Annotated in this window: 22 protein-coding genes; 1 reads left to right on the top strand and 21 read right to left on the bottom strand. The window is 66.4% G+C overall.

Annotated features, from left to right (window positions below):
• Positions 1-298: 298 nt before the first annotated feature.
• From ABD842_RS14820 to ABD842_RS14805, 4 genes are read right to left on the bottom strand one after another with little or no spacing between them, the layout of a single operon-like run.
• Positions 299-1,789, bottom strand: a complete 1,491-nt coding sequence (locus ABD842_RS14820; protein WP_345115492.1) for a sensor histidine kinase — start codon at positions 1,787-1,789, stop codon at positions 299-301.
• On the bottom strand, positions 1,783-2,502 hold the full coding sequence (locus ABD842_RS14815) for a response regulator transcription factor (protein WP_345115490.1): 720 nt from the start codon (positions 2,500-2,502) through the stop codon (positions 1,783-1,785). Before ABD842_RS14815 ends, ABD842_RS14820 begins: the two co-directional genes overlap by 7 nt.
• A gap of 56 nt (positions 2,503-2,558) precedes the next feature.
• Positions 2,559-3,380 (bottom strand): hypothetical protein, encoded by an 822-nt coding sequence (locus ABD842_RS14810; protein WP_345115488.1) that lies wholly within the window; start codon positions 3,378-3,380, stop codon positions 2,559-2,561.
• A gap of 29 nt (positions 3,381-3,409) precedes the next feature.
• Positions 3,410-3,886 (bottom strand): DM13 domain-containing protein, encoded by a 477-nt coding sequence (locus tag ABD842_RS14805; RefSeq protein ID WP_345115485.1) that lies wholly within the window; start codon positions 3,884-3,886, stop codon positions 3,410-3,412.
• Positions 3,887-4,061: 175 nt separating this feature from the next.
• Between ABD842_RS14805 and ABD842_RS14800 the strand changes: the two genes are divergently transcribed.
• Positions 4,062-4,811, top strand: a complete 750-nt coding sequence (locus ABD842_RS14800; protein WP_345115482.1) for a recombinase family protein — start codon at positions 4,062-4,064, stop codon at positions 4,809-4,811.
• Positions 4,812-4,840: 29 nt separating this feature from the next.
• Here the strand turns inward: ABD842_RS14800 and ABD842_RS14795 are convergent, their stop codons facing one another.
• The 17 genes from ABD842_RS14795 to ABD842_RS14715 all read right to left on the bottom strand — a co-directional run bounded on the left by ABD842_RS14795 (position 4,841) and on the right by ABD842_RS14715 (position 23,138).
• Positions 4,841-5,371 carry a Fur family transcriptional regulator gene (locus tag ABD842_RS14795; RefSeq protein ID WP_345115479.1) on the bottom strand — a complete coding sequence of 177 codons (531 nt, stop codon included), beginning with the start codon at positions 5,369-5,371 and terminating at the stop codon, positions 4,841-4,843.
• Entirely contained in the window at positions 5,356-6,531 is a 1,176-nt protein-coding gene (locus tag ABD842_RS14790) for a GTP-binding protein (protein ID WP_345115477.1), read from the bottom strand. Before ABD842_RS14790 ends, ABD842_RS14795 begins: the two co-directional genes overlap by 16 nt.
• A gap of 70 nt (positions 6,532-6,601) precedes the next feature.
• Positions 6,602-7,528, bottom strand: coding sequence for an NAD(P)/FAD-dependent oxidoreductase (locus ABD842_RS14785; RefSeq protein ID WP_345115474.1), 927 nt, complete (start codon positions 7,526-7,528; stop codon positions 6,602-6,604).
• A gap of 12 nt (positions 7,529-7,540) precedes the next feature.
• A complete protein-coding gene (locus tag ABD842_RS14780; protein WP_345115471.1) occupies positions 7,541-9,766 on the bottom strand; it encodes a carbohydrate binding family 9 domain-containing protein in 2,226 nt (741 codons plus the stop codon).
• 31 nt (positions 9,767-9,797) lie between these two features.
• Positions 9,798-11,222, bottom strand: coding sequence for a DUF3526 domain-containing protein (locus ABD842_RS14775; RefSeq protein ID WP_345115469.1), 1,425 nt, complete (start codon positions 11,220-11,222; stop codon positions 9,798-9,800).
• Positions 11,223-11,386: 164 nt separating this feature from the next.
• A complete protein-coding gene (locus ABD842_RS14770; RefSeq protein WP_345115466.1) occupies positions 11,387-12,808 on the bottom strand; it encodes a DUF3526 domain-containing protein in 1,422 nt (473 codons plus the stop codon).
• 148 nt (positions 12,809-12,956) lie between these two features.
• Positions 12,957-13,658 carry an ABC transporter ATP-binding protein gene (locus tag ABD842_RS14765; protein ID WP_345115464.1) on the bottom strand — a complete coding sequence of 234 codons (702 nt, stop codon included), beginning with the start codon at positions 13,656-13,658 and terminating at the stop codon, positions 12,957-12,959.
• 2 nt (positions 13,659-13,660) lie between these two features.
• Entirely contained in the window at positions 13,661-14,842 is a 1,182-nt protein-coding gene (locus tag ABD842_RS14760; protein WP_345115462.1) for a DUF4374 domain-containing protein, read from the bottom strand.
• A 67-nt stretch (positions 14,843-14,909) separates the two neighbouring features.
• Positions 14,910-17,345, bottom strand: a complete 2,436-nt coding sequence (locus tag ABD842_RS14755) for a TonB-dependent receptor domain-containing protein (RefSeq protein WP_345115459.1) — start codon at positions 17,343-17,345, stop codon at positions 14,910-14,912.
• Positions 17,346-17,449: 104 nt separating this feature from the next.
• The gene (locus ABD842_RS14750; RefSeq protein WP_345115456.1) at positions 17,450-17,800 is read right to left on the bottom strand and encodes a hypothetical protein; all 351 of its coding nucleotides are present in this window, start codon (positions 17,798-17,800) and stop codon (positions 17,450-17,452) included.
• 145 nt (positions 17,801-17,945) lie between these two features.
• On the bottom strand, positions 17,946-19,304 hold the full coding sequence (locus ABD842_RS14745; protein ID WP_345115453.1) for an MATE family efflux transporter: 1,359 nt from the start codon (positions 19,302-19,304) through the stop codon (positions 17,946-17,948).
• 86 nt (positions 19,305-19,390) lie between these two features.
• Positions 19,391-20,353: a hypothetical protein gene (locus ABD842_RS14740; protein WP_345115451.1), complete on the bottom strand. Its 963-nt coding sequence runs from the start codon at positions 20,351-20,353 to the stop codon at positions 19,391-19,393.
• On the bottom strand, positions 20,350-20,820 hold the full coding sequence (locus ABD842_RS14735) for a glycine-rich domain-containing protein (protein WP_345115448.1): 471 nt from the start codon (positions 20,818-20,820) through the stop codon (positions 20,350-20,352). The genes ABD842_RS14740 and ABD842_RS14735 overlap by 4 nt, the downstream gene beginning before the upstream one ends.
• 62 nt (positions 20,821-20,882) lie before the next feature.
• Positions 20,883-21,005: a hypothetical protein gene (locus ABD842_RS14730; protein WP_345115445.1), complete on the bottom strand. Its 123-nt coding sequence runs from the start codon at positions 21,003-21,005 to the stop codon at positions 20,883-20,885.
• 292 nt (positions 21,006-21,297) lie between these two features.
• On the bottom strand, positions 21,298-21,726 hold the full coding sequence (locus tag ABD842_RS14725) for a Fur family transcriptional regulator (protein ID WP_345115443.1): 429 nt from the start codon (positions 21,724-21,726) through the stop codon (positions 21,298-21,300).
• Between the two features lie 246 nt (positions 21,727-21,972).
• Positions 21,973-22,671, bottom strand: a complete 699-nt coding sequence (locus ABD842_RS14720) for an IS630 family transposase (RefSeq protein WP_345115440.1) — start codon at positions 22,669-22,671, stop codon at positions 21,973-21,975.
• A complete protein-coding gene (locus tag ABD842_RS14715; RefSeq protein WP_345115437.1) occupies positions 22,668-23,138 on the bottom strand; it encodes a helix-turn-helix domain-containing protein in 471 nt (156 codons plus the stop codon). Before ABD842_RS14715 ends, ABD842_RS14720 begins: the two co-directional genes overlap by 4 nt.
• Between the last annotated feature and the right edge of the window lie 152 nt (positions 23,139-23,290).

The raw sequence follows: 23,290 nt of genomic DNA, 5'->3' as shown, positions 1-23,290 counted from the left end.
TGAGAGCTGTCAACCATAATGTGTCCGGAAGCCTAGGAACTCCCGCCGCAACTTACTGACTCGTTTCTGTTTACTTCAAGTCCAATTCCCAAACACCCTCTAAGCATGCCATAAACCCAAATTTGCCTCTCGGACCAAAGAACCAATTTTATCGTGTGGCTGCCCTGTTTGACAGGTGCTCACTTAACTTCTGTACCAAACTTTTAACCAAGGCCACCTTTGCGTGGATGCACAGAAGCTGCCAGCGGCGAAAATCCCCCCGCAAGTTGCCAGCGGCCGGCGGGGCTGCTCTGGCCGTTCAGGGCACGTACATCGGCACCGAAAAAACAAAGCACGCCCCCTGGCCCACCGTGCTGCTCACGGTTAGCTCGCCGCCGTGCAGCTCCACGATTTTGCGGGCAATGGCCAGGCCCAGGCCCGACCCACCCCGCGACTTGCGGCGCACCTGGTCGGTGCGGTAGAACCGGTCGAAGAGGTGGGGCAGGTCGGGCGGTGCGATGCCCGGCCCGGTGTCGCGCACTTGCAGGGCCAGGCGGCCGGCGGCGGGGGCCACGTGCACGCACACCTGGCCGCCGGCGGGGGTGTAGCGCAGCGCGTTGTCGAGCAGGTTTTGCAGCACCCGCTCCAGCAGGCCCACGTCGGCGTAGGCGAAGGGCAGGGCGGCGGGAGTGGGCTCGGCCCGCAGCGTGACGGCGCAGGCCCGGGCGGCGGGCTCCAGCTGCTGCACCACGTCGTGCACCAGCTCGGGGAGCGAAAAAGGCTCGGGCTGGGGCACGGTCTGCTGGGCTTCGAGCTTTGAGAGTTCAAACAGCTCGGTTATCAGACGCTTGAGGCGGTGGGTGTTTTTAAGAATGGTTTCCAGGTACTGCTGCTGCTCGGCCGGACTCAGCAGGTGCCGCCGCAGCAGTACGGTTTCGGTGTAGCCCTCGATGCTGGCCAGCGGCGTGCGCAAATCGTGGGAGATGTTGGCCACCAGCTCGCGGCGCAGCGCATCGGTGGTGCGCAGTTCGTTCAGCGCCTGTTCGGTGCGGGCCGACATGTCGTTGAAGGCGGCGGCCAGCTCGCCCAGCTCGTTGTTGGCTCCGATGCCGGTGGCCCGCGCCGAATAGTCGCCGGTTTGCAGGCGGCGCACGGTAGCCACCAGCCGCTGCAAGTCGCGGGTGAGCAGCGAAATCAGCACCAGCCCCACCACCAGCACCCCCACGCCGGCCACCAGCAGCGTGCGCAGTAGCACGTCCAGCAGGTGGCTCCGGCGCAGCGCGGCCGGCTCAGAAGAAGCGGCTGCCGGGCCGCCGAGGGTGATGTAGAGGTAGCAGTGCAACGCGCCCCCGGCGTTGTGCAGCGGGGCCACTGAAAAAGGCCGGGGCTGCCCGGGGTGGCGCGGGTCCGTGCCGTAGAGGGGCAGCGGCTGGCCGCCGCTCAGCAGCGCCCGCACGGGGGCCATTGCCACCGTTTGCGCCCGTATTTCATTGGGCTGGGCGGAGGTAGCCAGCAGGTGCCCATCGAGCCCGAGGAGGTAAAGCTTGATGTTGGGGTTGATGACCATGGCCGCGTGGAAGGTTTCGGCAATGGCGGCGGCCGGAATTTCGTTGGTCGCCGAGTCGATGCTGAGCACCTTCGCCACCGATGCGGCCAGGGCCAGGTTGCGCCGCTGCATGTCCTCGGCCAGGTAGTCGTCGGCGCTGCGCGAGAGCAGCAGCAGGTACACGCCGCTCACGGCCACCAGCAGGCCCACGAACAGCAGCGAGAGGCGCAGCTGCAGGCTTCGGGGGCGGGGCCAGCTCAGCATCCGGGCGCGTCGGTTAGCTTGTAGCCTACGCCCCACACGGTCAGCAAGTAGGTGGGTTGGGCGGGGTCGGGCTCAATCTTGAGGCGCAGGCGGTTGATGTGCGAATTCACCGTGTGCTCGTAGCCCGAGTAGGAGTAGCCCCACACCTGGTCGAGCAATTGGGTGCGCGAATACGTGCGGCCGGGGTGGCGCATGAATTGGGCCAGCAGCGCGAATTCCTTGGCCGTCAGCTCCACCGGCTGGCCCCCCACGCTCACGCGGTGCTGCTCGGTGTCCAGCTCCAGCGCCCCGCAGCGGAAGTGCGACGGCTCGACGGCCCCCGCAAAGCCGGGCTCCTTGTCGGGGGCCGAGCGGCGCAGGCGGGCTTTCACCCGGGCCAGCAGCTCGCGCACGCTAAACGGCTTGGTCAGGTAGTCGTCGGCTCCCAGGTCCAGGGCCAGCACTTTATCAATTTCCTCGGCCTTGCTGGTGAGCATCAGAATGGGCGTGCGCACGCGCTGCTCCCGGATGCGGCGGCACACCTCAATGCCGCTTAGGCCGGGCAGCATAATGTCGAGAATAATGACGTCAAATTGCCCTTCCGTGGCCTGGCGCAGGCCGTCGAGGCCATTCACGGCCACCGTCGCGCCGCAGTCGATGTCGCGCAGATTTACCGCCACCAGCGCGGCAATGTCGGCGTCGTCCTCCACGATAAGGGCGCGTTTGGTGGGCATGGCGGAAGGTAGGGTTTTTATGTGGAGCTGTCAGCTGATGACTAACAGCCAACTACTTATTTCCACTCCCAGGCCACGCCCACCGTGAACTGGCTGCCGGCGTACACGTTGCGCAGCTTGCCGAAGCCGGTGGCCCAGTCGGCGGTCAGCCAGAGGTGGTCGGTGGCGGCGTAGTTGGCCCCCAGCGCGGCCGTGGAGTAGGCCACGCCCTCGCCGATGCCGATGCTGGCCAGGCGGCCGGGCCGGGGCGCGCACACGTTGGCCAGGGTGCGCACCGTGCCCGTCAGCCAGGCTTTGCCCAGTAGGTAGCCCACCTGCCCGCCGTAGCTGTACTGGTTGGTAAAGCCCTCGGTGCGGGCGTTATAGCCCGCTTCCAAAGTGGCATACACCTTGGGGGAGAAGCTGTGCGACAGTGCCGCGCGGGTCCAGACATTGAACTCGCCGTCGCCGGTGGGCAGGGCTATTTCCAGCTGCGAGTTGCCGGTGTTCGTGCCGCGGGCCTTGGGGTTGCCGGTAGGCAGCTCGGCAGCTACGCTCAGGGCCAGCGGCCAGGCCCCGCGCAGCACCCCGTAGCGCAGCCCCAGCTGGGCATCGCCAATGCCCTGGGTGGCCGTGGAAGCGCTGAACTTGGCCCGCCGGTAGGCCGGGAAGTTCACGATGGCCTCCAGGTGGTGGCCCAGGCCAACTTCGGCGTAGAGACTGGCCACCTGCTGGCTGAAGCGGTTGGTGGTTAAGGCTTCGCCGGAAAGGGTGTAGTAGCGGGTGGTGTTCACGCTCGTGAGCCCTATTTTAGCGTAGGCCCCGCCCGCGGGCCGTATCCAGCCGCCCCCGGCGCGGGCGGGCAGGGCCGCGCCCAGCAGCCAGCCGGCAGTAAGCACCCCCAACCCGGTGCGGGCGGCCGCCCGCATTACTGCAGCGGGGCCGCCCCGAAGTTAATGGCGGCCGTTTCACAGTAGAACACCACGGTAGAGAAAGCTTCCAGACCGCGGTCAATCAAAAAAACCTGCTTGCCGTTCTTGTTAACGAGGCCCACCACCTTCACGCTGCCGGCATCGGCCCTGCGCTGGACGCCGATGTTGGTGGTGGCTTTGGCCAGGTAAATTGTAACGGTGCCCGTATGGAAGTCCGATTTGAAGTCATCGGCCAGCTGCACGAACTCGCGGTTATTGGCGTCGCGCACGATGGTGAGCATACCCGTGGTCGGGGTTCCGTTCTGGGGCGTGATGGTGCCGGTTTTAAGCGTACTCACGTTGCCGTTGGGCGTAACGGTGCTTGTGGTCGGCGACTGGGGAGCCGGTTCGTTCTCATTGTCGGAGCAGGAAGCCAGCAGGGCCGGGGCGGCCAGCAGGGTCGCCAGCAAGAGGAGGGAAGTGCGGTTTTTCATGAGCAGAAGGAGCTAAGTGATGAACGAAACGAAGTTCGTCTTTGCATCTCACGGAAGTATCACGGCCAGACTACATATTCGTAACTGCCGCCACTGCCCCGGTGAGGTATCCGGAAATGGAGCTCGTACCCGTACCGGGAGCCTAAAGACAACTTGAAAAAGTTGGTGGGGCGGCTTGGACCAAGCACTTGCTCAGGAAGCCTCAATCGGCAAAAACCAGCTGCACCAGGGTCAGAAACCGCGCCGGGGCGGTCGGTCCGGCAGTGTAAGCGCGGAAAATATCGTCTGCCCTGGTCAGCTCTATAGCATCACCCGCCTGAGCGAGGCAAACACCACGCCCCTGATGCTGAAGTTCGTGGACGGGCGGCACGTCAATGGTCACGAGGCGGCGCTGGTGATTTACCCGGCCATGATGCTGAACGGGGCCACCAAAGCGCGACCTGAGCTAGACCGCATGCTGGTCGGGCTGCGTCCCGGTGACACAGTCTGCATTTATAAGCTCGACCGGCTGGGCCGTTCCCTAAAGCATTTGCTCGATATGATGGCGGAATTGGAGTTTCGCGGCGTGGGCCTGGTCTCGCTCACTGACGCCATCAACACCACCTCGGCGCAGGGCAGGCTCGTGTTTAACCTGTTCGCCTCTCTGACCGAATTTGAGCGGGAGCTGATTCGCGAGCGAACCTATGCCGGCTTGGCTGCGGCGCGGGCACGGGGCCGGGTGGGTGGCCGCCGGCGCGGGCTATCGGAAGAAGCCGAGCGCACGGCCATCGTGGCCGATACGCTCTACCGCGAGCAAAAACTTGGGGTGAATGAGATTGCCCAGCGCCTGCACATCTCCAAGGTGACGCTCTACAAATACCTGCGCCACCGGGGTGTCGTCATTCATAGTCATCGGAAAGCCACCGCCCGCCAGCCGACGGATTGAGTTTTGTACCACCCTTTCGGTCAAATTCCTTAACGTGCTATTTTTTTTGTTTTCTGAGAGGCCCCCTTACTCCCCTTGGCACCGGGCGCAGGTGCCCGAGAGCAGGTAGTCGCCGCGCTCCACCGGTAGGGGCCGGGCAGCGCCACGGCGGGCACCGGCACCTGGCTCAGACAGTAGATGTGGCGGCAGGCCGTGCACTTGAAATGCACGTGGTCGGTGGCGGCCACCCGGGCCGTGGAGTTGGGGCACGCGGCGTAGCGCACGGTGTCGGCGTGGTCGACGACGCGGTGGATGAGGGCCGCCTGCTCGAACGTGCACAGGGTGCGGTAGAGCGTAATGCGGTCGGACAGGGGCCGCAGCGGCTGCTCAATTTCGGCTCCGGACAAGGCAAAGGGGGAGCGCAGCAGCACCGCCAGCACGGCCCGCCGCACCCGCGTGGGGCGCACGGCGTAGCTGCGCAAGGCCAGCAGCACCAGCTCCTCTTTGGGCGTCGGGGGGTGAAGGCGTGCCCGGGTGGCCGCGGGGCCGTCGCCGGCCCCGCGCTTTACGGACGGGGCCACGGGTCCGGGAACAGGCTGCCGCGCCGCCAGCGGCCGATTTCCAGCGGGGTGCACAGGCAGCTTTCGAGGTCGGCCCGTAGCTGAGTGTTGTCCAGGTCCTGGCCCACGAAGCGCAGCGTGTTCACCCGGTCCTGAAACTGCGGGTGCCAGCGGGCGAGCAACGCCAGCTCGTCGCGCCGGAAGGCCGGGTTGCAGTCCCGGTCGGGCACGGCGGCCCACCAGCTGCCCACCGGCCCGGTCTGCCAGGAGGGCCCGGCCTGGTCCCAGCGCAGCACCTCGTCGGGGCGCGACGCCAGCCAGAACAAGCCCTGGGAACGCAGCAGCCCGGCCGGCCACTGCCCGCGCACAAACGCCCACAGCCGCTCGGGGTGAAACGGGCGCTCGTCGCGGAAGCGGGTGCTACTGATACCGTGCGCCGGGGGCGGCACAGTCTCTGCGGCCGCCGGCCCGAACAAGCCCGTGTCCAGCAGCTCGGCCGGGTCCACCCGCCCGAACGAGGCCTCCACGAGGCGGGCGCCGGGGTTGAGGTGGTGCAGCAGCGCCCGCAACGGCCGCAGGGCCTCGGGGCTTACCTGGTCGGTTTTGTTGAGGACCAGCACGTTGGCCTGCTCCACTTGTTCAACCAGCACCTCGGCGCGCGCGCGCAGGGGCGGGCTGCCGGCGGGAAACCCAACGTCCACTGCCGCGGGCAGGTCGGCGGGGGCGCGAAAGTCGGGCAGAAACCGGGCGGCGTCCACCACCGTCACCAGGGCGTCGAGGCGGGTGCGCTGGGGCAGGTCGAGGCCGTAGGCGGGGTGGCCCAGCGCAAAGGTGCGCACGACGGGTTTGAGCGCGGCCAGGCCCGGATTCTCCACCAGCAGGTAATCAAAGCCCGGTTCGCGGGCCAGCCGGCCGGCTTCGAGCAGCAGGTCGGCCCGCAGCTCGTGGCTGCCGGCCGCGGTGGCCAGGCGCACCACCTTTTCCTCGGTGCGCGAGAGGGTGCCCGCCGCTTCGGTGGCCGCCGCCGGGCGTTGGTCGCTGACAATGACGGCCACGTTCAGCTCCTTCCGCTCGTGCAGCAGGTGGTTGAGCAGCGTGGTTTTGCCGGCCCCCGAAAATCCGTTGAGGACGGTGACGGACAGGCGGCGCGGCGCGGGCGAAGGAATGGCGTTGATTGGCATGGCGAAGCAGTGGGAGGGAAGTGGGCAGGAGCCGGGGCCGCCGGCGGCATTCGTTCCGGGCGGGGGCCGCTCAGGCCGGTACCGGCAGGGTGCGCCCCAGAATCAGGTTGCGGCTCAGCGTGCCGCCCACACGGTTACCCACCCCAATGGCGTTGGCCAGCTGGTGCATCATCGTACAATTATCACCCAGGGCGTACACGCCGGGCACGGTGGTCTGATTCTGCTCGTCCACGCGCAGCAGGCCCATGTCATCCAGCGCGCAGCCCAGCTGCGCGGGCAGCTCAGAGCCCTGGTGCCAGGGCACTTTGGCGTAAAGTACCCGCAGAGGGCGGGCGCGGCCATCGGCCAGGCCCAGGCCGTTGAGCTGCGCGCCGGTGTGCAGCAGGGCGTCCACGGGCGTTTCTTCCAGGCCCACGCCGTGCCGGGCCAGCAGCGCCCGCACGTCGGCCCCGAACGTGGCCGGGCCGTTGGTGAACACCGTCAGCTCGCGGGTCCAGTTGAGCAGCATGGCCACCATGTGGGCCACCATTTCGCCGTTCATCCACAGGCCCGTGGGCTGGTCGGCCACCTCGTAGCCGTGGCAGTAGGGGCAATGAATGATGGAGGTGCCCCAGCAGTCGGCAAAGCCCGGCAGGGGCGGCAGCTCGTCGCGCATGCCGGTGGCCAGCAGCAGCGTGGGCGCTGCAAACGCGCCGTGCGCCGCGGTAGTCACTCGGAAGGTGCCGTCCGCAAGCTGCTCCGCGCCGGTGGCCCGGGCCGGGAGCAGCTGCACCGTGGGGTAGGCCGCTACTTGCTGGCGGGCGCGGGCGGCCAGCTCGGCGGGCGCGTCGCCGTCGTGCAGCAGCAGGTTGTGGGCATGGGGCGTGGTGCGGTTGCGTGGCTCGCCAGCGTCGAGCACCACCACCCGGCAGCGGGCCCGGCCCAGGGCCATTGCCGCGCTCAGGCCGGCGTAGGAGCCGCCGACGATGATAAATTCAACTGCCAAAAGTGAAGGCATGGCGCGTAGGAATTAAAACTGTTTGATGTAGCTCACCTTGCCGATTGTTTGCTGCTGGCGCGAATCCAGCCGGCTGTTGTCCAGCTCGTTGAAGACCAGGTAGACGTAGCTTAGGGGCTGAAATTCCCAGCTGGCGCGCACGTTCCAGCGGGCCAGGCGGGCGGCCGAGCTGTACTGGTAGAAGGCCGTGAGCTGCACGCGGGGGTTGAGCGATAGGCGGGCTTCGGGGCCGAGCAGCCAGGCGTCCTGGTTTTCTCGCTCGATGCCCACGCCGCGCAGCGTGTTATACTCCCCTTGCACGCTCAGGGCGGCGTGGGCCGAGGGCGAGTAGCGCAGGGTTCCCGAGGCGGTGTGCAGGCGGCCGTTGAAGTAGCCGCCCGTGGCCCCGAAGGCGCTCAGCGACACCTTGCGCGAGAGGTCGGTGTTGTAGCTCAGCTCGCCCCGGTGGTAGGTGTACTGGCCCTTGGCAATGAGAATGCCCACCGGGTTGAAGTCCACGGGCAAATGCTGGCGGTTCAGCTCGTAGAGCCCCACCAGCCTGGCCCCGCTCTGGAACACCAGAAACAGCGGGTAGAGGCGGGCCAGCCCTTCCTGAAACCGGCGGTCGGACGCGCCCTGGTACACCTGCACGTCGAAGCCCGGCTCGATGGAGCGAATGAATTTGGGCTTCCAGCTGGGCCGCCAGATAAGGTAGCCGCTGGGGTTGTGGTAAATCAGGTTTTGGCGGGCCACGAAGCCCATGACGGGCAAATACCGCTCGGTGATGAGCGAGTGCTGGGTGCCAACGTAGTACTGATTGGTGCTGTAGCTCGCGCCCACGTGCCCGGCCACGCCTTCGCCGCCACTCCCGCGCGTAAGCGACGTGGAGAGCATGTAACTGAGGGTGAGCGGCTGGCTGGGCCGGACGAGGCCGTTCACCGACACGGTGGTGTTCTGGCCGTAGGCGCGGCCCTCCCCGGCCTCGTCGTAGCGCGAGGTTACCAGCAGGCCCACGTTGTTTTGCCGGCCGTAGTTTTTGAGGAAGCGCCCCACGCCGAAGTGGGCCGGGTTCTGGCCCCCGGCGAAGTCGTCCTGCTGCTGGCGCACGTAGAGCCCGCCGATGCCGCGGCCCACGGTGCGGTCGGTGTAGCGCGCCCCGCCGGTGAGGGGCAGCGGCAGGCCGTTGTCGCCGAGGCCGATGGTGCGCGAAAAGAAGGGCTGAAACAGCGGCGTGCTGGGTGCGAACAAGGCCGCGTTTTCCAGGAAAAACTGCCGCCGCTCGGGGAAGAACACGTTGAAGCGGCGCAGATTGATGACCTGCCGGTCGGCATCGGCCTGGGCGAAATCGGTATTCAGGGTCAGGTCGAGCACGGCGTGGGGGTTGAGGGCCCACTTCACGTCGCCGCCCACTTTCACTTTCGTGTCAATGGCAGTGGGCTGGTCGGGGCCGTCGCGGCGGCGGTCCTGCTGCACCACGGTGTAGGGGGCCACGCGAATGTTGGCCGAAGCCGGCGGCGGCTGCAGGCCGCGCAGCTCGGCCACGTAGCCCATGCGGTAGGTGGTGTAGGCGCGCGGGTAGCCGGGGTAGCCCGAAATCTGGTTCTGGCGGCGGGCAATGCGGTTGAAGTTCACGAACCAGCCCGCAGAATCCGCGGCGGCGTTCTTTTTGCCGCCGCCGGGGTAGCGCAGCGTGGCCCAGGGCAGCTGCATTTCGGCCACCCAGCCCGAATCGGTGCGGGTGGTGCGCACCTTCCACAAAGCGTCCCATTCCCGGTCGTAGAGGTTGTCGTCGAACACCTGCAAATCGCGCTGAGCCCCGTAGGGATTGGTCTGGAAGGCCGTGGCGTTGCGCTGGGTGCGGAAGGCATCGAAGGCGACGCCGAACAAGTCCTGGTCGAAGTAGCCGAAGTCGCGGCGCATGTCGGGGGCGCGCACGCCGGCGCGGCCCAATGAATCGGGGCAGAACGCCCCGATGTACAGGTTGCGCTCATCGAAGACGATGCGCACGTAGGTGTCGGGGCGGGCCGGCTGGCCTTGTTGGGGCTCCACCTGCCGGAAGTTTTTCAGCACCGGCGCGGCACGCCAGGCGGCTTCGTCGAGGCGGCCGTCCACGGTAACGGGTCCGGCGGCGCGCACGGCCCGCACCACGGGCGGGGTGGCGGGCGGCGCGAAAATTTCCTGGGCGTGGGCGCTGTGGGCCAGCAGCCCGCCACCCATCAGCAACACGCCCGAAAGCCGGGAAACCAAAAAGTGAGACATGGGTAGCGTTGGCGTAGACAGGAAATGAGGCTTAGCTCCGGAGCCGGCTGGGCAGGTTCGCGTAGCCGAGGGCGAAGAGCACGGCCGCGGCCCCCAGCAACTCCAGCAGGCCCGCCGCCACGCCCGCGCCGGTGGGGACCGGGGCCTGAAAGGTGGGCCGGGCCGCGTAGTCGGCCGCCGTCAGGGGCTGGTTGCGAAACAGGCGCGGGAAGTAGAAACCCACAATCTGGCGGTGGAAGGCGGGCAGGGAGTTGAAAAAACGCAGGTAGCTGGGCAGGTCGGTGCCGGCCAGTTGGCTGAGCAGGTTCTGGGTGTTCACGGCCGGGTTGAGCAGGCTGAAGCGGGCGGCCAGCGTTTCGCGGGCGGCAATGGCGCGCAGGTACTCGTCTACCAGCGGCTTCTGGCGCTGGGCCGTGAGCTGGAAGTGCGCCGCGTAGCCCTTGGGTGCCAGGTTGGGCTGAAACAGCGTGTCGCCGGGCGGGGCCAGGCCGGGGTGCTGGCGCAGGTACTGGCGTATCACGGCGCGCACCGCCGGCTCGCTGTCTTCGTTGTCCATGGCGGCGCGGCGCACCAGCGTGGCCAGCTGCGAGCTGTCCACGGGCCGCACCACGGCCAGCGCGGCGCTGAGTACGCTGGGCACCACCAGCAGAAACAGCAGCCACAGCCCCACGGCCGTCAGCGCATTCACGGCCGAGTTGCGGTTGAAGCTCACAATCAGCCAGACCAGCGCGAACCAGAACGCGCAGTACGCCAGCACAGTCAGCAGCCACAGCCCCAGCACGGCCAGACTGGTTTCCCGCCCGGCCCCCGCTACTACGAAACCCACCACGGACAGCGCCCCGGCCAGCCCCGCCACCAGCCCGAAGCCGAAGAGCAGCTTGCCCAGCAGCAGGCGCCGCACCGAGGCCGCCTGCACGTGCAGCAGGGGCAGCACCCCGTTTTCGCGGTCGGCCGAGAGCAGCCCGTAGCTGAGCACGATGATGAACAGCGGCAGCAGGTACACCAGCACAAACGCCAGGTCGAAGTTGCCCACCAGTAGCTTCTGGGGGTTGGCCAGCTCATTCTGAAACAGTTGGTAATACAGGCCCATGCCGGTGAGGCGGTAGGCGCCGGGGTTCAGGTCGCGCTGGCCCACCACGAGCGCGGCCAGGGGCGCGGGCGGTGCGGTGGCCGCGTACCCGTGCCGGTGCCAGGCGTAAATGGGCTGCGTGGCCTCCTCGTAGGCGTCCTTCTCACTGCGTTTGGCCGGGTCGGCCACGGCCGCGGCGCGGTAGCCGGCAAACTCGGTTTGCTCGGCTTGCCGCACCTGCGCTATGGCCGCCCGCTGCCCGGCCATCTGCCGCTGCCCGTAGTAAATGGCGTACAGCCCGAACAGGGCCAGCACCGCCAGCAGCCCGACCTGCAGCCGGTTGCGCCGGAAGCGCCGCCATTCGTAGCGAATAATCAACGAGAGCATAGGTTTGGTGCTTAGTTGTTGGTTTGTAGCGTGTTTTCATGCAAGCGACCTAGAGCGGATTTCAGGCTCATGTGGGACCCCACCCCCGGCCCCTCCCCTCCGGGAGAGGGGTGCGTTCTGACGTCTGGCACCCCTCCCCCGGAGGGGAGGGGCCGGGGGTGGGGTCACAGCGGAAAGCGGTTGACGGAGAAATGCAAGGCCAGCGGCAGCCCCAGCACCCACAGCAGCAGGGCGGCGACTTCCAGTCCGTAAGGCCGGAGCGCCGGCCCCACGGCGGGCAGCTGGTACTTGAAGTCGGGGACGGAAGTCCAGAGGGCGCGGCCGGGGTGGTACTCGTAGAACTGACCGTATTTCGAGTTTTGCGCCGCGTCGGCGTGCAGGGTGCGGATGAGGCCCAGCCGGTAGGCCCCGGCCTGGCGCTGAAAGTCGAGGCTGGCGTAGAGGTCGGTGCCGGTCAGGGCCATGCTCAGGTTGCGCAGGGCCAGGTAGGGGTCGGCGAAGCTGGCGTAGGTGCTCAGGCGGTTCTGGCGCTCCAGGGTCTGGCGCAACGTGTCGCGGTGCAGGGCTTGCACGCGGTCCAGATAATCCTCGCCGGCCTGAGCCGTCACCCATTCCACGTTCAGCGGCAGCTGCTGCGCCGAGTCCACGCGGTAGCGGGTCAGGTAGGCGCGCGTCAGCCGGGCGCTGCGGCCGGCCTTGGTCGTGTCGCCGGGCAGGCCGTGGTCCATGTCGCGGCTGATGCCCTGCTGGTAGGCCTGCATGGAGGGCAGCGCGTACAGGTTGTCGCCCAGTGCGGCGGCCGTTTTGGGCAGAATGATGACGAAGCCTATCCAGACTGTGAGCAGGGCCAGCAGGGCGTTGCGCGAAGAAGTGGCCCAGGCCGACACCAGCACGCCCAGACACACGAACCCGAAAAAGTAGCCCGCGTATCCCCCGGCCAGCAGCGCCAGCCGCCGGGCCAGGTCGCCGGTCCAGGGCAGGCCCGCCTGCCAGAACGCCCCGCCCAACGCCACCGCCAGCGTGGGCACCAGCAGGGCCAGCACGATGCCGTAGTACGCCAGCACCTTGCCCCAGGCCAGCTGCCGCCGGCTCACGCCCTGGCTCAGCGCCAGCCGCAGCGTGCCGCTTTCCTTCTCCTGCGTAAAGGCCCCGAAGCACAGGAAGATGATGAGCAGCGGCAGCAGCACCTGCAGCACCAGCGCCCCCGACAGCTCCCCGAACCGAATCAGGGCCGAGTAGTCCTGGGCCGGCCGGAACATGAACTCGTGCTGGTAGTGCGCCTCCAGGTACACCGACGTGCCCGTGTAGGCTTCCAGCCCGTAGTCGAAAAAGCTCAGGCCGGTTTTGGGTTTGAACACGAACGTGCCGAAGTGCGTGGCGATGTGCGGGTGCTTTTCGCCCTGGCCCAGCCACTCGGCCCGGCGCTCGGCCTGGGCCCGCGCCATCTGGGCGCGCTGCCGGTCGAAGCTCACGTAGCCCACCGCGCTGGCCGCCAGCAGCAGCCCCGCCACCACCAGCCCGAAAAGCAGCACCTGCCGGTTGCGGATGGCCGCCCGGACTTCCTTGCCAATGATGCGAGAGAGCATATTAAATGCGGATAAAAAGAACGTCATGCTGAGCGCAGCCGAAGCATCTCGCGTGCAGCACTAAACCAATCAATAGGGTTTACTACCCCACGCGAGATGCTTCGGCTGCGCGGACGCCAGATGAGCATGACGTTTCAATAATGAAAAATCACGCGTGCATGTGCTGCAAATACAGCTCCTCCAACTCGTTGTAGTCCACACTGCTGGCCCCGAAAGATTCGAGCAGCTGGCCCTCTTTCATGATGCCGATATGGGTGCCCGTGTCGCGGGCCCGGAACAGGTCGTGGGTGGCCATGAGCGTGGCTACGCCCCGCTCGCGCAGGCGCAGCAGCAGGGCCGAGAATTCGTTGCTGGCCTTGGGGTCGAGGCCCGAGGTGGGCTCGTCGAGCAGCAGCACTTTCGCGTCTTTGGCCACGGCCAGGGCAATGCCCACTTTCTGGCGCATCCCTTTCGAGTACGATGACACCCGCCGCCGGGCAAAGTCGTCGGGCAACCCGGCCTCGTGCAGCAGGGCCATCAGCTCGGCTTTCGGGTGGGTTTTGCCGGCCAGGCCACAGAAGAAATCCAGGTTTTCCAGCCCCGTCAAATCCGGGTAGAGCATCAGGTTCTCGGGGATGTAGGCCAGCTGCTGCTTCGTGGCCTGGCCGTGCGCGCGCACGGCCAGGCCGTTGATGAAAGCCGCCCCGCCGCTGGGCTCGATGAAGTCCAGAAACAGGTTAATGGTCGTGCTCTTGCCGGCCCCGTTGGCCCCGAGCAGGCAGTAAATGTCACCGGGGCGCACCGTCAGGTTGAGCGGGTGCAGGGCCGTGAAGTCGCCGTAGCGCTTGGTCAGGTCGCGGGCTTCGAGCATGGCTAGTTCAGCTTCGCCAAGCCCGTGAGCAAGCCCGGTACGTCCATTTTCTTGCTGATGGTGCCGTCGCTGAGCTTGTATTGGTAGATGCTGTTCTGCGTTTTGGTATTCACGCTGAACAGGATGTTTTCCGCATCAAACTTGCGCATCAGCGAGGACTGCGAGCCGAAAATCAGCGGCAGGCCGGGCAGCGCGCCGCCGGAAGTTTTGGCGTTCAAATCCACCTTGTAGAAGCGGTAATTCGGGCCGTTGAATTCGTACGAGTCCGTGGGGTCTTCGATGCGGGTGGTGAAGGCCAGGCCGTTGCCGAAGTGGTAGAGGCCCTTGCAGTCTTTGCCGGTGGCGGCTTTCAGGTCGAAGAAATACGTGGGGTCGAAGCGGGTTTCGCCGGCCTTGATGCGTAGCACGCCGCTCGGTACGCGGGGCGTGCCGTCGCCCTGCACGTAGATGTCGCCGTTGGCATCCTTACTGAAGCACTCGATAGCCCCCGACGAAAACACGGTGCCCGTGCGCGGGTCGGCGATGACTTTTTCCAGCTTGCCGGTGGGCAGGTCAATCACGGCCACGTGGGCGGAGTCGGTCAGCGTCGCAAACGAGGCGGTTTCGTAGTACACGCCCCAAAACAGCTTGGTGTCGCGAACCATCGAGCCCAGGTAATACACGCGGCGGGCCCCCGTCTTCTGCAGCTTGGCCAAGTCCACCTCGCCCGTCGTCACAAAGGTGGTGGGATTGAATTTTACCAGCCGGGCCAGGCCCCCGCCCACCGAGGCGTAGGCTTCGGTTTCGCTGATGAACTGCACGTCGGAGAAGGTATTGGCTCCCGGCACCACCAGCCGGCCGGCCTCCACGGGCCGACCCGTGGCGGGGTCGAAGGTGTATTTGGTGAGCGTGGCCGGGGCGCTGAATTTCGACATGTACAACGCCTGCTTGTAGTGCCACATGGCGGCGAAGCTGGCCTGCTCCGTCGCGTTTTTAGTGTCGAGCGTGGCCGCGTTCAGGTCCGTCAGGCCCTGGATGTAGGTGGTCTGGCTGGGAAAAGCCCCGCCCACGGTGCTCACGGCGTAGTTAGTAACCACGGCGGGCTTGGTCTCGTCGGTCTTGTTTTTGTCGCAGGCCCCGAGCAGGAGCGTGGCGGCGGCCAGTGCGCCGGTCAGGAGCCGGCTTTGCAGATTAAACGTGTTCATGCGGTTGAAATGGGTAAGAAAAAATGGGAAATGCTTTTTTGAGGAGTGTTGAAATCAGGCTCAACGGCTAGCTGCTTTTGCGCAGAAAAGCGCGCAGCTTCAGGTGGCCGGAGCGGCCGGGGCGCTGCACGTTGAAGTTGTCGTAGGCCGGGGCGTCGGCCAGGTTGTGGACTTCGGCGCTGAGGGTGAGCCGCTCGCCGGCCAGGGCATAGCTCAGGCCCACGTGCTGCACCAGCTGGCTCGGGATGGTGGCCTTGGTGGCCGCAAACCCGTCGGTGGCCCAATACAGGTAGAAGGCCTGCACGTAGCTGGCCTGGTACCACCCGCTGAGGCGGCGGCCCGCCCCGCCCACGTTGGCCCGGCTGAGCTGCACCTCGGCGTTGCCGAAGAAATAGGGCAGGTTGGGCATCCGGGCGTTGAAATACCGAGCGTCGGCGGCCCCGCTCTGGCCCAGCGGCGTGCGACTGCGCACGTCCTGGTAAGTGGCGTTCAGGGCCAGGCTGAGCAGCGGCACCGGCGCGTAGCGCACCGCCGCTTCGGCCCCCAGCGTGCTGGCCTTCAGCAGGTTCTGGTTTTGGGTGTCGCGGATGGACGGCGGCTGGTAAATCACGTTGTCGGCCGCCCGCAGAAAGCCGCCCACCTCGGCGCTCCATGTGGGGCGGGCGTAGCGCACCTCCAGGTTGGCGTTGTGGCTGGTTTCGGCTTGCAGGGCCGGGTTGGCGCGCACCAGCACGCCGTCGCCGAACAGCTCGTATTCGTCGGGCAGGCGGGCGGCGTACTCGTAGCTGCCTTTCAGCACCCAAGCCGGCGCGGGCTGCCAGCGCAGCAGCTGGTTGGCCCCCAGCCACTGCCGGGCCTGCCGGGTTTCGAGGTACAGGCCGCTGTTCTGCTTGCCGAAGCCATCGGACTGGTAGCCGAAATACTTCACGGCCGTGCTGCTGCCCCAGCGCCCGTCGGCCCAGTCGTGCTCGTAGGCCAGGCCGGCCACCAGCTTGCGCAGCGTGGTCGCGTCGCGGGCGTAGTCGCGCTCCTGCCGCGCGGCGATGATGGCGTCGTCGCCCGCCCGCCGGAAGGAGCTGCCCAGCACGTTGGCCACCAGCCGGCGGCCGGCCCCCAGCGCCTGGGTGGCGTTCAGCCGGGCCACGCCGGTGTGCGAAGTCAGCGCGAGCAGGCTGCCGATGCCCACAATCTCGCCCGAGCTGACGGACCGCCGCTCCGTGATGCGGCCATCCCAGTTGTAGATGTTGCGGCTCGTGTCGGTCAGCGCCCCCCGCACGCGGGTGTAGCCGGCGTAGGCCCGCACGTCGAGGCCCGGCCGCAGGGCCGTTTTCTGGTAGCTGAGCGCGGCCCCGGCGCTGGTTTCGGCGTAGCGGGCCGCGCCGTAGGCTTGCAGCATCTGCACGTTGTGTTGCAGCTGCTTGTCGAGCCCGGCCCCGAACCCGGTCAGGGCCAGCTTGTCGGCCCAGGGCCGGTCCTGCCAGCCGATTTCGGCCCGGCCGAGGTAGCTGCCGAACTGGTCGTGGAAGCGCCGCACCGTCTGCTTTACCGGCGTACCCACCGGGTTGATGACCTCGGCCTGCACCTTATAATCGTTGTCGGCGTGGTTATAAAAGCCATTGCCGGCCACGTAAAAGCCGCTGGCCGGCAACACGTAGCGCCCGTTCAGGGCTGCTTTGTGGGTGTTGAAAAAACTATGCTCGTAGCTGGCATCGAGGTAGGAGAATTGCTCGCGGCGCGTCACTACGTTCAGGGCCCCGCCCAGCGCGTCGGCCCCCAGGCTCACGGGCGTCACGCCGCGGTACACGTCCACGCGCTCCAGCAGGCTCACTGGCAGCACGTTCAGGCCCAGCCCCCGGCCGTAGAATTCCAGCGGAATGCCGTCCAGAAACACGCGCACCTGCTTGCCGCCCAGCCCGTTCAGCGAGAGGTTGGCGTTGCTGCCCAGCCCGCCGTCCTGGCGAATGCGCACGCCCGGCACCCGGTTCACCAGCTCCGTCAGCCCGAAAGCCTGCCCGTAGTAGGGCCGCACGTCGAGCACGGCCACGGCCTGCGCGCTACGCTGCAACGTCGTTGCTTCTGACTGGCCCTCCACCTGCACGGCGGTCAGCTCCTGGGCCGTGGCCCGCAAAGCCAGTTCCAGCCGCCCGGGCTGGCCGGCGCGCAGCTGCACCCGCCCGGTTTCGGAGCGGTAGCCCACGAGGCGCACTTCCACGCGGTAGGTCCCCGGACAGGCTTGCAACCGGCAGTTGCCGGCGGCGTCGGCGGCGGCTCCCTCCCCGGTTTCGAGCAGGCGCACCGTGGCGCCGGGCAGGGGCTGACCGGTTTCGTGGTCGGTTACGCGCACAGTCAGCGGCAGCGCGCAGGCAGCCTGGGCCGCTGGCGGGGGGCTGGTCCCGGCCGCGTCCTGCCCATGAGCGGGCAGTTGCCACAGGCCCGCCGCTACCAGCAGAGCCCAGCGCCAACCCCCTGCTTGACAGGCAGCCCGCGAAAAATGATAAGGCATGAAAAAGTAGGGTCCGCCGGGGCAGCGTGGCACGCTGCCCCGGCCGTGACGAGGGGCCGCGCCGGCTGGCGCGACTCGTCAGGAGCCCGACGTGCCACGTCGGGCTAGCCTACGGGCGGGCCGCGTAGGGCGGCCCCGGGCAGCAAGTGCCGGGCCGGGCATACCGCAGTGGCCTGGTGGTAGGCGGGGTAGGCGGGGCTTACCCACGGCTGGGGCACGAGGGGCGGCAGCGCCGGCTGAAAGGCCACGTCGTAGAGCTGCTCGACGTGGCAGTGCCGGTGCTGGGGCGAAACTTCGGCTTCTGGGTGGTGGGCCGGGCGCACGGCTGGCCGGTGCGCGACTTCCAGGGTGTGGTGATGGGCGTGCAGGCTCAGCACGGCCGCTTCGGGGGCCATCACGCGCCCTAACAGCAGCAATAGCCACCACACTCCCAATCTGCTACGCAAACGTTGCATTCACCTTCCATTAATGAAGAGCCCAAAGGTAATCAGCCCGGGCTTATATGCAACAACATTGCATATGAACTACAAAGGTGCGTCGCAGATTGCCGGCGAAGCGGCTGGCAACGGGGAGCTGCCACGGACGCCCCACTGCTTGCGCTTACGCATGCCTGCGCTCTAGGACGGGTTTTGCCGCCCGGCGAAACGACCAGGTGGTGACCAGCAGCACCAGGCTGGCGTATCCGACATTCTCGGCGGCCAGCCCGTAGTAAATGCCTTCTACCCCCCACCAGCGCGGCAGCAGCAGCAGCAACGGCACAAACAGGGTCTCCCGGCCCACCGCCAGCGCCGTGGCCAGGCGGGCCTGCCCCGTGGCCTGGAAGTACACGTAGCCCGTGGAAGCCAGGGGCGTGCCCAGGAGCACGAGCATCAGGAGGCGGAAGCGGGCCAGGTCGGCGGCCGCAAACGCGGTGGCCGGCAGCAGCAGGCTCAGAATATGTGCGGGAAACAGCAGCGACGGCAGGCTGATACACAGCAGCAGGCCAATGCCACCGAGCCGGAACACGCGCACGGCCTGTTGGCTGCGCCGGTGCTGGCCGGCCCCGTGGTTGATGCCCACGGTGGGCTGCAGGGCCTGCAACACCCCAAAGACGGGCAGCATGGAAAAGCTGTACACCCGGTACACAGCCCCGAAAAACGCCAGCTCGGCCACGCTGCCGTAGTGCGCTACCGACTTAAAAATCAGCACCTGCCGGCCGAACTGGGTGGCCTGCATCAGAAAAGCCGAGGAGCCGATGGCCAGAATTTCGCGGGTCAGGGGCCATTCCAGCCGCAGCCGCAGCGGGCCGAGGGCCAGCGCCGTGCGCCCCCGCAGTAGGTGCTGCAGGTTCAGGGCCGCGTAGAGCAGCATTGCCCCGCCCGTGCCCAGGGCCGCGCCGCGCACCCCCAGGTGCAGGCCCCGCACCAGCAGGGCCGCCAGCACCAGGTTGGCCAGTACCGCCACAGCCGAGAACGTCATGGCCTGGCGCAGCTGCCCCGTGGCCCGGATGAGTACGCTCGTGCTCAGGCCCAGGAGCGTAAAAAAGCTGCTCAGTACCAGCGTCTGATAGTAGGCCGTGCCGTAGTCGAGCACGGCCCCGGTAGCGCCCAGCAGCTGCACCCAGGAACGGGCAAAATAGTAGCCGCTCCCGCCCACCACCCCCGCCAGCAGCAGGCTGAGCGTGAGCAGCACGTTGAGTAGCTCGCGCTGCCGGGCGGGGTCGTCGGCCCCCAGGCTGCGGCTGGCCACCGACGCCACCCCCGCCGAGAGCAGTCCTACCAAGCTGGAAACCAGGAGGGTCAGCGGAAACGTCAGCGTGAGGCCCGCCAGCGCGGCCGGCCCCACCCAACGGCCCACCAGCACGGCGTCCACCAGGACGTTGACGGATACGATGAGCATGCCCGCAATGCCCGGCGGCGCGAGGCGGCGCAACAGGTGCCACAGGTTGTCGTGCAGAAAAGCGTGGGTGGAGGGGCGCACCGCAGGGGCTGGTTAAGTAGTCGAGCAGAAGTAAACGGATTGTCAGTTGCTCGTTGTCAGTTGTTAGTCAACTGTTTATTAAATGGCTAACAACTGACAACCAATACTTGACAACTTAACGTCCGCGGCAGCTCCAGAATCAGGCCCGCGTCAAGCAAGTCCTGGTAGGCGGCCTGCAGCTCCGGCCCCACCAGCTCGGTGCGCCCGCTCAGCCCATCGGCCCGCTGCCAGACGGCCCGGGTGGGCCCGCTCAGCTCGTAGGCCTCGTCGCCTTCGCCGGCCAGCACGAAGGTGATGGGTTCGCCGTCCACCGGCTTGTCCCAGGCCAGCAGCAGCTGATTGCGCAGAAAAACCGGGTCGGCCGCTTCGGTCAGGGGCAGTACTTCCCGTTCCTCGCAGTAGAGCGCAAAAGCCTGCGCCGCCCCGGTATGCAGCGTCAGCGTACCCTGCGCGGGCACTTCCTGCACCGAGCTGGCCGTGCTGGGCGCTTGTCCGGGCTGGTAGTCCACCAGCCGCACGGGCACCGGCTCGGGGCCGGGGTTGGTGAGCTGGGCCGTCCGGCCGCCCGCCGGGGCGCGCGTGGCCGGGGCCAGGTGCAGCTCTTCCACGAAGAAAAAGTCCTCGGCGGCCGTGCCGGAGTGCTGCACCCGGCCGTCCACGTATAGCTCCGACACCAGCGTGTAGCGGCCCAGGGGCGCATCGGCCGCCACCGCAAACGGGAAGTAGTAGTGCCGGCCGGTGTGCATGCCTTCGAGCATTTCGACCAGCTTGGTGCGGGGGTGCCGCCCGCTCAGGTAGCTGGCCAGCACCAACAGGGGCACGCTCTTGGGCAGGTGCTGGGCGGCTACGTCGGCGGCTGCGGCCGTGGGCGGCGGGCCGGGCAGGGCCAGCAGGTGGCCGTCGTAGAGCAGGGTCAGCTGCCCGTCCGGGCCCCGCACGCCGATGCGCACGTAGGGCATGATGTGCGCCTGGGTAAGCCGGGACGTGTTGAAATTCCAGTGGATGGTGACCTGGGTGCCGCGCCGGGTGCGCCGGGGAAAGATGCTCATGCCTTGCGCAGGGCCAGCAGCTGCGCTTTGCTGTAGCGCTCGGGATAAACCTCAAACCACTTGCGCACGGTTTCTTCGCCCAGGTGGTCGTAGGTGGCTTCCAGCAGCGCCTCCAGACGGGTCAGGTAGTGCTGCCGGCTCTGCTCAGGCTGTTCGGTTCGCAAGCGGGCCTGCTGGGCTTTTTCCTGCCGGGTGGCCGGTAAATGGTGCAGGTACTGCCGAAAGTGCGTCTGGCAGAAGGTGTGGTAGAGGGGGGTGAACAGGATGAAGTTGTGCCACATCTCGTCGAGGATGAGCAGGTCGTCGGGAATAAAGGCCGGGTGGTGCTGGCTCAGGTACAGAAACTTCTTGGTTTCCTGAAAAATGTCCCGGGCTTCGTCCTCGTCCACCGCCAGCAGGTCGGTGAAGCGGGAAACGATGTCGGGTTCCTCGTAAGCCAGCAGGGAAGCAAGTAGCGGCGTGCTCATGGCAGGGCGTTAAAAAAAGCGGGCCGCGGCCGCGCACGACTGCGGCCCGCTTTTTTACCTGTTTACAGACCCACCGTGCAGTGGGTGCTGCCGCTGCAATGCGCCGAGCCGGCCGGGGCCAGGGCTTTCTGGGTCAGGATGCGGGCAATGAGGGCCTGGCGGGTATTCAGCTGTACTTTTTTCATGGTGGTAAGGAACACGGGGTGGTTTGCCTACTCGGTCCAAGGTTTTCGGCGACGCCTTGTCGTTGCAACAACGCCCAAAGCTAATCAAGAATTCTTTACATGCAACAAAGATGCATGTAAGTGAGAATGAAAAAATTAGCATTAGGACTAATAAGTGGCATTAGATGCTGAAAAAAGTATTGTAATTGTAATTAAAGCGCAACGAAGTTGCTAAAATCGGACGCAACCCAAAAGCCGCTCCCAGGCCGTGCTGCAGAGCGTTTTGGTTAAACGGGCTAAGAAAGGGGCGGGCCTAGGCCGGCTGGCACTCGCGGCACACGCCCCCGAGGAGGTAGTCCCGCGTAAGGGCCTCGAATTTGGCGGGTAACGTCACGGCCGGAATGGTTACCTGGTTGAGGCAGTAGATGTGCAGGCAGTTGGTGCACTTGAAGTGCACGTGATTGTCAAAGTGCGCGTCGGCACTGCATTCAATGGAGCAGGCCGCGTAGCGCACCACGTCACTCGTGTCGATAACGCGGTGAATCAGGCCGCTTTCCTCGAATGATTTCAGCGTACGGTACAGCGTGATGCGGTCAGTGTCGGGCGGAAGCTGCTGCTCAATTTCGCCACCAGACAGCGCGTAGGGCGACTCGGCCAGGACCTGCAGCACGGCCCGCCGCACTGCGGTTTGACGCAGGCCGTGCCGGGTCAGGGATTGCGAAAGGCGGTCGGTGGCAGGCATGCGGTTTGGGTAAGTGGCGTTGGATAGCACCTGCCCGTGGGCAAGGCAACACACGGTTAGCAAGCGCAAAAGTAACGAAGTTGCATTAAGCAGGCATCCTTCTACAGTACGCATCGCCTTACCGGGTGTGGCCCAGTTAACAACACCCGCAAGGTACTGCCTTTTACATGTTGCAAACGAGCGTTCATAGAACGTTATAGCTGGCTGCCATGGTACAATCTCTCCAAAAGTGAGGTGATCTAGTGCTTAGTCAAGGGAATTATCTGCACAAACTTTTTGGTAGTGGCGGGTGAGCTTCTCCCGGGCCTTGTCGAGCGAGAATTGCCAATTGACGGTGGCGCATCGGGCGTTCCGTTCCGCCACACAGGCGTCGACGTGGGCGATCAGTTCGTCCTGCGTAGGGATGCGCTGGTGCAGGCACTGGCGGGCAATGGCCGAGAGTTCGAGTTCGACCATATTGAGCCAGGAGGCATTTTTGGGCGTGTAATGGACCTCGAAGCGGGCCGCGAGGGCGCGGGCCTGCGCGGCGGGCAGATGCTGGTAAAAGACGGCATCGGTGTAGGTGTTCAGGTTGTCCTGAACCAACACGATTTTCGCGGCCTGCGGGTAGGCCGCCGCCAGGCGCTGCATAAAACGGCAGTAGTCGGCCCCGGTCCGGCGGGCGGAAACCTCGACCAGGCGCTGGCCGGTTCCTGGTTCAAAAGCGGCCAGTAAACAGGCCGTCCCCTGGCGCACATAGGTGCTGCTTTCGCGCCGGAGGCGGCCCGGTTTAGCTGGCTGCTCGCCCTGGGCGGGTTGTGCTGGCACGGGTGGCAGTGGCTCGACGGGCTGAGCGTGAAGCACACAGGGCCGCTCATCGAAGCAGACGACGGGAAATTGCGGGTCGTAAGCCCGCTCGTAGACAGCCAGCACGTCTTCCATGCGGGCCAGGAAAGCGGCGTTCACTTCGCCCCAGCACCAGTGCTGCTGGCGCTGGGGCTGTAGCTCGTTTTTTTGAGCACCTGCCCCACCGTTTCATGCGAAATGGTTTCCACCAGGCACAGCTCGACGGCTTTGTCGGCCAACAGGCGCAGGGTCCAGCGGCTATGCCCGACAGGGGCCGGCGTGCAGGCCAGGGCCGTGAGCGCAGCGCGGGTCGCCCCGTCGAAGCGCTGGGGGCCGCTGCTGCGTGGGGCCTCGCCGAGCGCCGTGGCCAGCCCCTGCTCGGCATAGCGGCGGCGCACCTGATACACGGTCTGCACGCAGCAGCCCATCTCGGCGGCCACGGTGTAGCCGCTGACCCCGTTGGCCAGCCGCAACAGCATCCGACCACGTTGCACCGTGCGCCCGGCGTGGCGGCCTTTGCGGGTTAAGGCCTCAATTGTCAGGCGGTCAGCCGACGACAGGACGAAAGGTGTGATTGGTCTTCCCATCCAAAGGCAACGACCAACCCTCGTTTTTGTTCGGAAGACTCCCCTGACTAGGTGTATAGTCCCAGGGAGAGATGGTGTATTTTCCGGGCTGGAATTTCGTACACACTTATGGGACAAATACTCCACGGCAGCGCCCGCACAACTTCGGCAAT

It is taken from the genome of Hymenobacter algoricola (genome assembly GCF_039539525.1).
Taxonomy (GTDB): domain Bacteria; phylum Bacteroidota; class Bacteroidia; order Cytophagales; family Hymenobacteraceae; genus Hymenobacter; species Hymenobacter algoricola.
This window is presented reverse-complemented; position numbering and strand designations above follow the sequence as displayed.